Consider the following 9,348-nt stretch of genomic DNA (forward strand, 5'->3'; position numbering starts at 1 on the left):
TGGTTCAACCGATTCCGTCGATTGCCCGTCCGCTACGAGCGACGCAGCGACATCTACGAGGCCTTCACGAGCCTCGCGGCCAGCCTCATCACCCTCAACCAGATCAAACGGTTCTGTTAGGCGCTCTTAGACACGCCCATGCGGGCGGCGGCGGCCGTAAAGCTGCCGGTTTCCACCGCATGCACAAAGGCGGAAATGCCTTGAAGATGGGAATGGATGTTCAGGCTCATTAATTGGAGATCAAACGGAGGAAGTGTCCGGAAAATACATCGCAACCCAGTCCATATGATTGTCAATAAGATCCTTGCTTATCACCTGAGGGATCGACCATGAGCGAGACAATGAAGCGATGGCAGTTGCCGTCATTCGGACTGAAGAACTTGGAACTGGGCGAGGCGCCAGTCCCTACGCCGACGAGCAACGAGGTGCTGATCCGGGTTGCGGCGGTCTCGCTCAATTATCGGGACAAGCTGGTGGTCGAAGGCGAGTTACTGCCCGACAGGCCTGCCATGCCGTTCGTTCCCGTTTCGGACATGGCGGGCGAGGTCGTGGCGATCGGCGCGGATGTGTCACGCTTCAAGGCCGGCGACAGGGTCCTCGGAAACTTCTGGACACAATGGATCGACGGCGAGCCGCCACGGGAGATGACTCGGCACGGCCTGTCGCTAGGCGGACCGCTTCCGGGCATGCTGTCCGAATATGTGACGCTTCATGAGGATATTGCTGTGAAGGCACCCGCATCCTTGACGGACGAGGAGGCTGCCACCTTGCCGGTTGCGGCGGTGACGGCATGGTTCGCTCTGATCGAGACAGGTCATCTGAAAGCGAGCGAAACCGTGCTGGTACAGGGCACTGGCGGCGTCGCCCTATTCGGCCTTCAATTCGCCCAAGCTTTCGGAGCCCGCGTGATCGTCACCTCGCGGAGCACGGAAAAGCTTGAACGCGCGAAGGCGCTCGGCGCTTTCGGCGTGATCGACACGCGTGCGAACCCGGACTGGTCCGTTTCTGCGCTGGACCTGACGGACGGGCGCGGTGCCGATCATGTGCTCGAGCTGATCGGCGGCGACAATATCGGTCAGTCGGCAGCTGCACTGGCGAACGGCGGGCGCATCGCCCAGATCGGCTTCATGAAGGGATCGGAGATCGTGGTGTCGGCGGTTCCCATGATGCTGAAGCGGGCCATCATCCAGGGCATTTCAGTCGGCCACAGGAGGGCATTCGAGGACATGAACCGCGCCATCGACGAACGCGGCATCAAGCCGGTGATCGACAGGGTCTACGCTTATGAGGATGTGCGAGCGGCGTTCGATCATCTAGAACGTGGGCCGTTCGGTAAGGTGGTCATTCGGTTCAAGAGTGAAATTGGAAGCTGATTCTCGGCTTCGCCTTGCCGTTGGCGTGCGGTAATCGTCGATGTTTGCGTAGCTGTGTCGCAAAATATCGCGCCCCAGCGCGTAATCGGCGGGGCTGGCGGAGGGAGCGTCCGTCAGGCGCCAGGGTATCACCCCGACCTGACCCTAAGAAATCAAAGACTTAGCGTTTTTCATAGGCGGACAATGTGTGCCGCTGTGTATGCCGGTGCGTACCTCGCTGAAGGGGCGGCGTAATGGGCGCCTCAACCGAACTCAGCCGCTCCAAGCAGAAGCGCGATCCAGCCGTTGAAGAGCGGGCCAAGCTGCTGGCCCTCCGAAAGCTGAAGCTCACCGACCCCGAGGCGTATGAGCGACGTGCAGCGCTGTTGGGCATCATTCCGATGCCACCCGAGCGCGCGCCCTGTGGCCGCCTTCGCCCGCCGCCCAAGCCGACGAAGGCCGTCCCTGTCCCGGTCCTACAGCCGTGGGATCAATATCGGTTCTGGACGAAGGTGCGGAAGGGCGACGCCGGCGCTTGCTGGCCTTGGATCGGGGCTCGATCCGGCTTCGGCTATGGCCGGTTCAAGGTCGGCGGCAAGCTCTACTCACCGCACCGGCTAATCTACGCGATGGAGTGTGGCCCGATCAAAAACGCTATCGGGCACCACGGCTCCGTGGTCATGCACACCTGCGACAACCCCGCGTGTTGCAACCCGGCCCATCTGACGCTCGGCACGCAACAGGACAACGTCACCGACATGGCGGTGAAAGGTCGTGGCGCATGGAGCGACATGCCGCCGATGAAGCGCGAGCGCACTCGCCTCGTTTCGATCATCTGCGCCGCGGCCCTGCGCGCTTCCCTCCCCTCCACCCTCACCGGAGCACGTTGAGCCATGGGCTACTGGGACACACCCGGCCGCTCGGATGAGTGGTACACGCCGCCACAGGTTTTCGACGCCCTAGGATGCCGCTTCGATCTGGATGTTACGCCTGCTCGATACGGCACGGCCGATGGCGCGCGCTTATGGGCGGCGGAACAGGAAGACCTTCGTCGGCAGCAACATGATGCAGCGGTCGCTCTGGGCCTGGCCAAGGCTGACGACTTCCAGCCGGCGACCATTCCCGCTTCGCTACCGGCGAGCGATCACACCCCTGCAGATCGGCAGCTACAAGGCGACGGCCTCGTTGTGCCGTGGGCCGGCTTCGTGTGGATGAACCCGCCCTTCGGTGGTCGGAACGGTATCGAGCCTTGGCTGGATCGGTTCTTCGACCACGGCAACGGCATCGCCCTCGCGCCGGATCGCACGTCGGCTCCGTGGTTCTGGAAGGCGTGGCAGCAGGCCGACCGAGTGCTCTTCACCCGCAAGATCAGGTTCCTTCGGCCTGACGGGACTGAAGGCGTGTCGCCGTCCAATGGGACCGCTCTGTTCGCAGTCGGCGTCCATGGCATCCGCGCGCTGAAGAACGCCGCTGGCAAGGGCTTCGGGATTTTGGCTGCGCCACAGAACCCTGAAGATCAGCTTCGGAGGCAAGCAGCATGACCCCCCTCTCTCTCCTCCTCGCCGCAGGCTTGGGCCTGAGCCTTCCCGCCAACATTGGGGGGATGTGAAGATGGCTGAGAACTCCGCAATCGAGTGGACAACCCACACCTTCAATCCGTGGTGGGGGTGCACGAAGGTCGGGCCGGGCTGCGACCATTGCTATGCCGAGTCATTCGACAAGCGCGTCGGCGGCTCACATTGGGGGGCGGGCGCACCTCGACGCCTCGTCAACGATTGGTCAAAGCCGCGGAAGTGGGACCGCGAGGCGCAGAAGTCCGGCATTCGGCCGTGGGTGTTCTGCGCATCCATGGCCGACGTTTTCGACAATGAGGTGCCGCCAGAGTGGCGGGCGCGGATGTGGGGTCTGGTTCGAGAATGTCGGAACCTGCGGTGGCAGTTCGTCACCAAGCGGATCGGCAATGCCGCCAAGATGCTGCCTGCCGATTGGTCTGACGCGTTCGGCCATTGCGGCTTGATCTCCACCATCGTGACGCAGGCCGAAGCCGACCGCGACATCCCGAAGCTTCTGGGTACTCCGGCGGCGTGGCGCGGGCTCAGTATGGAGCCCCTGGTCGAGGCGGTCGATATATCAGCCTACGTCGGCAAGCTTGATTGGGTGATCGTCGGCGCAGAAAGTGGCCCCAACGCGCGACCGATGGCGGAGGAGTGGGCCATCAACATTGTAGGCCAGGGCCGCGCTGCGGGCACCGCCTGCTTCGTAAAGCAGCTTTCCGGCCCAAGGGGGCGCGCGGTGAAGGACATCGCCGCATTTCCTGCCCTTCTGCAAGTGCGAGAGATGCCCCCGTCCCTCGCCCTCCCCGCCTCCGCAATTGAGGGAGGGACGGAGCCGTGAGCACAGAAGCAGCAATCGCCGCAACGTGGTGGGTCATCGCTGGCCTCGTCGTCGGCGCAGTCCGCCAGCGCGTCTATCCGAGCCCCGCCTATCAACTGCGCTGGGCTGCGGCGTGGGCCATTGGCTGGCCCGTACTCTGGATCATGGAGAGCGCAAATGGCCGTTGAAATCCTCAGAAACGATGACGATGCCGCTTGGCGCGCTGACGGCGAGCGGAACGGCTGGGTGCTGCCCCATAAGGCGGCGTGGCCGCTTCGTCTGCCAGTAGTGCGATGGCTTCGGGCCACCTGCCACACGATCCGGGTTCACTACTTCGCTGGCGTTTGGGCGTCAGCGGGTGTCGGCCTCGGGCCGCCGAACCAGCGTGATCTGTGGGTGATCTATGCCATATCGCGGGGGTGGTGCTGATGAGCGCGACCCTGCTCCCCGAAGATGACGAGGACGTCATCGACATGCACGTCGCCCGTATCCTGGCGATGACGCCAGAGGAATTGCGGGCGGACACCATTGCTCGCGGCGAAGACCCCGACAGGCTGATCGCCGTGGCTGATGCGGCCCTTGCCAGAGCCATGGCGGATTGTGGGTTTGTCCCCATCCCCGCCGCTAAAGGAGAGCGCTGATATGAGCGGGCCGAACCATCACGAGGAAATGGAAGCGCATTACGCCGCCGGGACGCAGCGCCAAGAGGAGCAGTTCCTGATCGACGATGCCATGGCCAAGGCGAAAGCGAAGGTCGCGCAGGAGGTCGAGCGCGAGGGCTACCCGCCCGCCGCCGAGATGCTTGTAGCTATTGGCGTAAGGGCCGGCGTCCAAGCCTCGGCCACAGCCCTCCACGAAGCCGAGACGCTGATCCGAAGCCTGCAATCAGAGGTGACTCAAGCGGCTGGCCACGGTGCGCGTGAGGCGCTGGCGGGATTGGTCCGGCACATCGAAAAGAGCAGCTATCGGTGCTCACGATCCGGCCTGCGATTGGATGGCAACATCTCCGATTTCGAAGCTGCGGAAGTGGCCCTCGCCCTCCCCGCCTCCGCAATTGAGGGAGGGACGGAGCCGTGAGCGAGACTTACGAAAAAGCTCGTGCCATCGCAGAAGCCACGGCCAACCGGTGGGAGAAGTTCGATGACACCGCAGGGGTTCAATGGCTCGCCGATGCGATCTTAGATTTCGGCGCACTTCCGCGAGATGACGGTCGGTGCATGTGCCCTGCGTGCAAGGACGCACGGGAACGAGCACGCACGCAACTCCCGGCAGCCCTCCGAGCACAACGAGATCAAGCTCGCGCTGTAATCAGTCACATCTATCATCAGTACATCATCAACCGTGGTGACATGACGGACGCGGAAGCTTTGCGTGCGATCAAGGTTCTTGCGGGCGATGCTTTAGGTGAGGAGCCGAAAAATGTCGGGTGAAGTCAGCGATATTGAAATCCGCCTCGCCGTCGTTCAGTTCATGCGCGACATGAACATGCCGGCGTTCAGGCCGGACGATTGCGCCAAGCTGCTGGCGAAGCGCCTCAAGCTGCTTGCCGTATCGGCTGCTGAGAATGCCGACGCGAAGCGCGAGGGCATGGCCTCCGTTGAAGCTTTGGCTACTTCCCTTGCCGCCGATGCCTACGAGCACGGGATGGACGCAACGCGCCATTGCGGGCCGTTCGATGTCAAATCCTACGGTCGCGGATACGCTGATGGCATGAAGGCCACTGCCGAGAGGTTTACTGGCCTTGTCGCACAAGCTGTGGAGGACGGCGCATGAGCAAGCGCTCCCCCTTTGGCCACGATCTCCGCACCGCCCTCGGCGACCCGTTTCTAACCGGTCATTCCGGCGGCGAGGATGGCTGCTTCGTCAAGCTGCGATACCTGAGTGTGGGCGAAGCGATGCGCGCGCACGACGCCCTGGCGAAGTTCCTCAAGGAGACCGCCGTGCCACGGGAGGCCGTGGATTGCGGCACGCACACCTACGAACCGCACAAGAAGTACCCGCAGTTCTGCGCGGTCTGCGGATACCCGGCAAGCGAGAGGCTGATGCACCCCCTCCCCCTCGCGGGATGCACGAACGACCTCTTGGGAGCGGGACAATGAGTGACACTCTTGCCGGCGAAATCGCCAACCTCAACGAGATGGCCAAGCACTCCTACAAGAAAGCGTTCATTCGCGATCTTCGCGGAGATCAGCCTGGAGCCGCCTTCTGGCGCGGCCGAGCGCGCGGTCTGGAGTTGGCGGCTTGCAACATCGCCCATCTTCAGTCGCCGCCGCCTGCCGGCCTCCCCCTCCCCGGCGCAGGCCTCGGGCTCGCGAAAGACGGAGACTGACCATGCCTGAGCGCAGACCGATGGTGCTCATGGTGGCCTCCGGGCGTAGTCCGAAAGATGCCGGGGGAAGGGTTAACGAAACCCTAACGAGGCTCTCCCTCACTCCCCCGGACCGGGCTTCGGCTTGCGCTCGCGGCGCTTGAGTTCGGCTAGGATACGCGCTGTTTTTCAATCGCGCGCAGCGTCAGCGTCCGAACAGCTCGCGAGAACGACATCGCAGGTCCAGGCTGGCGTTTAATCCACTCGTAGATGTCATCAACGACCGTGACTGGCAGAACCACGGAACGCTGCAAATTGCACAGCGTGTCGGGGTCACGGCCCGGTGCTCGTTCTCCCGCCGCATAGCGTTCGGCCGCAGATGCCACGGCATCTTTCGCTTCGTCGGGAGTGACATCGAACCATTCCCGTCCAAGGGCACGGTCTTCCAAAATGTAATGGGCCAATTGCTCGACGCCCCGAACGTCGTCTGAGGGCACCTCGTGCTGATAGTGGACCTTGAACTGAGGCTTGCCGGTCTCCTTTAACGCGCGAGCACGGACGGGAGGGCAGTTCGAGAAGCCTACCTTCTGCCGCCCTCGGTCGTGGCCGATGACGTAGATCCAGTAGCGACCAGACAGTCGGGTATCATCGAACATCGGATGCCCCTTTCGATCTAGAGGCGTGTCGATCTTCATCGTTCAGCGCCCGCTCAATCAAGATGCGGGCGGCCTCCGACTTTCCCACAAACCCGTTCCGAGCGCGCCACTCGTTAAGACGCTGAACGAGGCCCTTCGGCATCACCACATTGAGACGGTCGGGGTCGTCGTTCGGGTCGAGCTTGCGGGACATGCGCCTTGCCGGTTTCGCCAGTCCCGTCGCCATACCACTCACTTTGCCCTTGTGCCACGATGTCATAGTGATACAGTGAGATGGTGTCATGGTAAAGAGGCAAGCGGATCGGAATTCGGTAGTCTTGTCTAGCAAATCAGAAAGCGCATATGGCCCGCGCCTACTACAACGAAATCGAGCCGTACGCGGTCGAATGGCTAGAAAACCTGATAGCCGACGGGCTGATCCCCCATGGTGACGTAGACACTCGGAGCATCGTTGATGTCAGCCCCGCCGACCTTGCCGGCTATACGCAGTGCCATTTCTTCGCGGGGATCGGTGGATGGAGCCTCGCTCTTCGGCTTGCCGGATGGCCCGACGACAGACCTGTTTGGACAGGCTCTTGTCCCTGTCAGCCGTTCTCACTGGCGGGGTCGCAGCAAGGCTTCGACGACCCCCGCCATCTCTGGCCACAACTCTTCCGGCTCATCTCGAAGCGACAGCCTTCAGTCTTTTTTGGAGAACAGGTTGCGAGCGCGTCTGCGTGGCTCGCCAACCTGCGAAGTGATCTGGAAGCCGTGGGTTACGCCGTGGGGGCAATCCCGGTGGAGGCCGCGTGCGCGAATGCTGAGCATGCCCGCGACCGTTTTTGGATTGTGGCCGACCATGACTTCCAATGCGCCAGCGAAGCCGGGCAGGAACGAGGCGGGCAATTCAGCGGGGCAGGTCGCGATCAGAGCGCAGATGTTTGCGCTGTACCCGACCTGTCGGGCGAACGAAGGCACAGGATCGAAGGTGCCGCCGAGACGGCAGGGCGGGATGGCTCTGAAGTCCTTGATCTCGATGGCGGACAGTATGCCCGCTTCCCTGACGGAAAATGGCGCAGGCTCCCTCCACCCGGAGTTCGCTGGCTGGGAACTCGGGTTCCCGCCCGCGTGGCTAAGCTGCGCGCCATCGGAAACGCCATCGACCCGCGCCCGGCGTCTGAAATCATCGGCGCGTTCCTAGACGCTAAGCCCACCCCCTAACCCTCACCTCGGGCATCCGGCGGGAGAAGAGGAGATCAGGATCAATGGAAACCCCGAAGCACACTCCGACGCCGTGGCAGGCAAGGGGAGCCTTCATTTCTGCCATCGGCTCGACCGACACTTACTCTGGCGCAGTCTGGGGCGGCATCGCTCACGCCACCCCCTGCGAGTACAGCGATGGCGAGGGCCGCAACTGGTCTTGCGGCGGATCACCAGAAGCAAACGCCGCCCGCATCGTGCTCGCGGTGAACGCCTATGACGATCTCGTCGCCGTGCTGGCCCGCATTGCCGAGGGGATGGAGACTGTCTTCGATGAGGGTGAGGGACGCGACGTGCTGGTGCCGATGGATGGCGAGGACATGAGCGCCATTGCCTACGCGGCTTTGAACAAGTGGGCGGCCTCATGAAGAAGCGCATCCCCCTCGGCCCCGACTACCACGCCGAACCCGGCGAGACGAAGGGCCACCAGCACGACGTCTACACGACGAAGGGCGAGCTTCACGGCTACACCCGCATCCACGTTGGCACGCTGATGAAGAGCGCGGTGGAGGATCTGGCGGTGACTGCGGCATGGGCCACGGACGAACAGACCAAGCGCCATGCCGCTGAGGAGAAGCTTCTGGCGGCGCGCAGCAAGCTTGAGATCGCTATGCAGCGGCTTCGCACCATCGGCAACGGACTTACCTCGCTGGCTCCCCAGTATGCTCGCGCGGGGCTCCTAGAGATTGAGGACGTGAAGCCGTGATCCTCGTTTTGAGATCAAAGGAGAGTGACGCATGACCGAAATGGACAAGGACGAGATCATCTTCGGCTTTCACCGCTATGTGAAATCACCGACGCCCAGCGATGTTTCGTGGTGGGTGCGTGCCTTCCCGCAATTTGCCGACGACATCCGCGAACACGCTGTCGAGATCATCGACATGGAAGCCTTAGCCACAGCGCGCGACGATGAGCTGTTCCGTCTCGCTACCGAAGGCTGACCCCTAACCCTCACCTCGGGCATCCGGCGGGAGAAGAGGAACAGGATTATGACGGACGAAACCCTGAGAAATGACGATGATGCCGCTTGGCGCGCTGATGGCGACCGAAACGGCTGGTTCCTGCCGAACAAGGCTGCGTGGCCTCTGCGCCTGCCGATCGTGCGGTGGCTTCGCGCCTCGCTCGCGGACTATCGCATCCACCGCGCGGCGAGCCAGTGGGCGTCAGCGGGTGTCGGCCTCGGGCCGCCGAACCAGCGTGATCTGTGGGTGATCTATGCCATATCGCGGGGGTGGTGCTGATGAGCGCGACCCTGCTCCCCGAAGATGACGAGGACGTCATCGACATGCACGTCGCCCGTATCCTGGCGATGACGCCAGAGGAATTGCGGGCGGACACCATTGCTCGCGGCGAAGACCCCGACAGGCTGATCGCCGTGGCTGATGCGGCCCTTGCCAGAGCCATGGCGGATTGTGGGTTT

19 protein-coding genes and 1 pseudogene are annotated in these 9,348 nt (G+C 62.8%); 18 read left to right on the forward strand and 2 right to left on the reverse strand.

Annotated elements, in window-relative coordinates; all coding sequences use genetic code 11:
* Window positions 1-120: pseudogene (locus FV220_RS22330) on the forward strand (IS5/IS1182 family transposase); the annotation flags it as partial.
* Here the strand turns inward: FV220_RS22330 and FV220_RS22335 are convergent.
* Window positions 117-230, reverse strand: coding sequence for a LysR family transcriptional regulator (locus FV220_RS22335; RefSeq protein ID WP_147833270.1), 114 nt, complete (start codon window positions 228-230; stop codon window positions 117-119). The pseudogene FV220_RS22330 and the gene FV220_RS22335 sit on opposite strands and share 4 nt — an antisense overlap.
* Before the next feature lie 99 nt (window positions 231-329).
* On the opposite strand from FV220_RS22335, the gene FV220_RS22340 reads away from it, so the two are divergent.
* The 11 genes from FV220_RS22340 to FV220_RS22385 all read left to right on the forward strand — a co-directional run bounded on the left by FV220_RS22340 (window position 330) and on the right by FV220_RS22385 (window position 6,054).
* Complete coding sequence (locus FV220_RS22340; RefSeq protein WP_147833271.1) at window positions 330-1,373, forward strand: NAD(P)-dependent alcohol dehydrogenase; 1,044 nt, start codon at window positions 330-332, stop codon at window positions 1,371-1,373.
* A 233-nt stretch (window positions 1,374-1,606) separates the two neighbouring features.
* Window positions 1,607-2,242, forward strand: a complete 636-nt coding sequence (locus tag FV220_RS22345) for an HNH endonuclease signature motif containing protein (protein ID WP_210245965.1) — start codon at window positions 1,607-1,609, stop codon at window positions 2,240-2,242.
* A 3-nt stretch (window positions 2,243-2,245) separates the two neighbouring features.
* Window positions 2,246-2,893 (forward strand): adenine methyltransferase, encoded by a 648-nt coding sequence (locus tag FV220_RS22350; protein WP_147833272.1) that lies wholly within the window; start codon window positions 2,246-2,248, stop codon window positions 2,891-2,893.
* Window positions 2,894-2,963: 70 nt separating this feature from the next.
* Window positions 2,964-3,746: a DUF5131 family protein gene (locus FV220_RS22355; protein ID WP_147833273.1), complete on the forward strand. Its 783-nt coding sequence runs from the start codon at window positions 2,964-2,966 to the stop codon at window positions 3,744-3,746.
* Window positions 3,743-3,913, forward strand: a complete 171-nt coding sequence (locus tag FV220_RS25660) for a hypothetical protein (RefSeq protein WP_187273497.1) — start codon at window positions 3,743-3,745, stop codon at window positions 3,911-3,913. Before FV220_RS22355 ends, FV220_RS25660 begins: the two co-directional genes overlap by 4 nt.
* A gap of 240 nt (window positions 3,914-4,153) precedes the next feature.
* Complete coding sequence (locus FV220_RS22360; RefSeq protein WP_147833274.1) at window positions 4,154-4,366, forward strand: hypothetical protein; 213 nt, start codon at window positions 4,154-4,156, stop codon at window positions 4,364-4,366.
* 1 nt (window position 4,367) lies between these two features.
* Window positions 4,368-4,802 (forward strand): hypothetical protein, encoded by a 435-nt coding sequence (locus FV220_RS22365; protein ID WP_147833275.1) that lies wholly within the window; start codon window positions 4,368-4,370, stop codon window positions 4,800-4,802.
* A complete protein-coding gene (locus FV220_RS22370) occupies window positions 4,799-5,155 on the forward strand; it encodes a hypothetical protein (protein ID WP_147833276.1) in 357 nt (118 codons plus the stop codon). Before FV220_RS22365 ends, FV220_RS22370 begins: the two co-directional genes overlap by 4 nt.
* A complete protein-coding gene (locus FV220_RS22375; RefSeq protein WP_147833277.1) occupies window positions 5,145-5,498 on the forward strand; it encodes a hypothetical protein in 354 nt (117 codons plus the stop codon). The genes FV220_RS22370 and FV220_RS22375 overlap by 11 nt, the downstream gene beginning before the upstream one ends.
* Entirely contained in the window at window positions 5,495-5,824 is a 330-nt protein-coding gene (locus tag FV220_RS22380) for a hypothetical protein (protein WP_147833278.1), read from the forward strand. Before FV220_RS22375 ends, FV220_RS22380 begins: the two co-directional genes overlap by 4 nt.
* The gene (locus FV220_RS22385; protein ID WP_147833279.1) at window positions 5,821-6,054 is read left to right on the forward strand and encodes a hypothetical protein; all 234 of its coding nucleotides are present in this window, start codon (window positions 5,821-5,823) and stop codon (window positions 6,052-6,054) included. The genes FV220_RS22380 and FV220_RS22385 overlap by 4 nt, the downstream gene beginning before the upstream one ends.
* A gap of 149 nt (window positions 6,055-6,203) precedes the next feature.
* On the opposite strand, the gene FV220_RS22390 is transcribed toward FV220_RS22385, so the two are convergent.
* Entirely contained in the window at window positions 6,204-6,728 is a 525-nt protein-coding gene (locus tag FV220_RS22390; protein WP_147833280.1) for a GIY-YIG nuclease family protein, read from the reverse strand.
* A 303-nt stretch (window positions 6,729-7,031) separates the two neighbouring features.
* Here FV220_RS22390 and FV220_RS22395 point away from each other — a divergent pair, with 303 nt between their 5' ends.
* The 6 genes from FV220_RS22395 to FV220_RS22420 form a co-directional block, all read left to right on the forward strand.
* The gene (locus FV220_RS22395; protein ID WP_147833281.1) at window positions 7,032-7,889 is read left to right on the forward strand and encodes a DNA cytosine methyltransferase; all 858 of its coding nucleotides are present in this window, start codon (window positions 7,032-7,034) and stop codon (window positions 7,887-7,889) included.
* A 44-nt stretch (window positions 7,890-7,933) separates the two neighbouring features.
* Window positions 7,934-8,296: a hypothetical protein gene (locus tag FV220_RS22400; RefSeq protein ID WP_147833282.1), complete on the forward strand. Its 363-nt coding sequence runs from the start codon at window positions 7,934-7,936 to the stop codon at window positions 8,294-8,296.
* A complete protein-coding gene (locus tag FV220_RS22405; RefSeq protein WP_147833283.1) occupies window positions 8,293-8,634 on the forward strand; it encodes a hypothetical protein in 342 nt (113 codons plus the stop codon). The genes FV220_RS22400 and FV220_RS22405 overlap by 4 nt, the downstream gene beginning before the upstream one ends.
* A 31-nt stretch (window positions 8,635-8,665) precedes the next feature.
* On the forward strand, window positions 8,666-8,869 hold the full coding sequence (locus tag FV220_RS22410; protein ID WP_147833284.1) for a hypothetical protein: 204 nt from the start codon (window positions 8,666-8,668) through the stop codon (window positions 8,867-8,869).
* Window positions 8,870-8,917: 48 nt separating this feature from the next.
* The gene (locus tag FV220_RS22415) at window positions 8,918-9,169 is read left to right on the forward strand and encodes a hypothetical protein (RefSeq protein WP_147833285.1); all 252 of its coding nucleotides are present in this window, start codon (window positions 8,918-8,920) and stop codon (window positions 9,167-9,169) included.
* Window positions 9,169-9,348 (forward strand): hypothetical protein (locus FV220_RS22420; protein WP_147833286.1); only part of this gene is annotated, 180 nt, incomplete at its 3' end. The genes FV220_RS22415 and FV220_RS22420, both read left to right, overlap by 1 nt.

Source organism: Methylobacterium sp. WL19, assembly GCF_008040005.1.
GTDB classification, from domain to species: Bacteria; Pseudomonadota; Alphaproteobacteria; order Rhizobiales; family Beijerinckiaceae; genus Methylobacterium; species Methylobacterium bullatum.

Excerpts from the sequence above, each read along its gene's own strand:
- FV220_RS22335 (WP_147833270.1), bottom strand. The coding sequence starts at position 230 with ATGAGCCTGAACATCCATTCCCATCTTCAAGGCATTTCCGCCTTTGTG.
- FV220_RS22340 (WP_147833271.1), top strand. The coding sequence starts at position 330 with ATGAGCGAGACAATGAAGCGATGGCAGTTGCCGTCATTCGGACTGAAG.
- FV220_RS22345 (WP_210245965.1), top strand. The coding sequence starts at position 1,607 with ATGGGCGCCTCAACCGAACTCAGCCGCTCCAAGCAGAAGCGCGATCCA.
- FV220_RS22350 (WP_147833272.1), top strand. The coding sequence starts at position 2,246 with ATGGGCTACTGGGACACACCCGGCCGCTCGGATGAGTGGTACACGCCG.
- FV220_RS22355 (WP_147833273.1), top strand. The coding sequence starts at position 2,964 with ATGGCTGAGAACTCCGCAATCGAGTGGACAACCCACACCTTCAATCCG.
- FV220_RS22360 (WP_147833274.1), top strand. The coding sequence starts at position 4,154 with ATGAGCGCGACCCTGCTCCCCGAAGATGACGAGGACGTCATCGACATG.
- FV220_RS22365 (WP_147833275.1), top strand. The coding sequence starts at position 4,368 with ATGAGCGGGCCGAACCATCACGAGGAAATGGAAGCGCATTACGCCGCC.
- FV220_RS22375 (WP_147833277.1), top strand. The coding sequence starts at position 5,145 with ATGTCGGGTGAAGTCAGCGATATTGAAATCCGCCTCGCCGTCGTTCAG.
- FV220_RS22380 (WP_147833278.1), top strand. The coding sequence starts at position 5,495 with ATGAGCAAGCGCTCCCCCTTTGGCCACGATCTCCGCACCGCCCTCGGC.
- FV220_RS22385 (WP_147833279.1), top strand. The coding sequence starts at position 5,821 with ATGAGTGACACTCTTGCCGGCGAAATCGCCAACCTCAACGAGATGGCC.
- FV220_RS22390 (WP_147833280.1), bottom strand. The coding sequence starts at position 6,728 with ATGAAGATCGACACGCCTCTAGATCGAAAGGGGCATCCGATGTTCGAT.
- FV220_RS22395 (WP_147833281.1), top strand. The coding sequence starts at position 7,032 with ATGGCCCGCGCCTACTACAACGAAATCGAGCCGTACGCGGTCGAATGG.
- FV220_RS22400 (WP_147833282.1), top strand. The coding sequence starts at position 7,934 with ATGGAAACCCCGAAGCACACTCCGACGCCGTGGCAGGCAAGGGGAGCC.
- FV220_RS22405 (WP_147833283.1), top strand. The coding sequence starts at position 8,293 with ATGAAGAAGCGCATCCCCCTCGGCCCCGACTACCACGCCGAACCCGGC.
- FV220_RS22410 (WP_147833284.1), top strand. The coding sequence starts at position 8,666 with ATGACCGAAATGGACAAGGACGAGATCATCTTCGGCTTTCACCGCTAT.
- FV220_RS22415 (WP_147833285.1), top strand. The coding sequence starts at position 8,918 with ATGACGGACGAAACCCTGAGAAATGACGATGATGCCGCTTGGCGCGCT.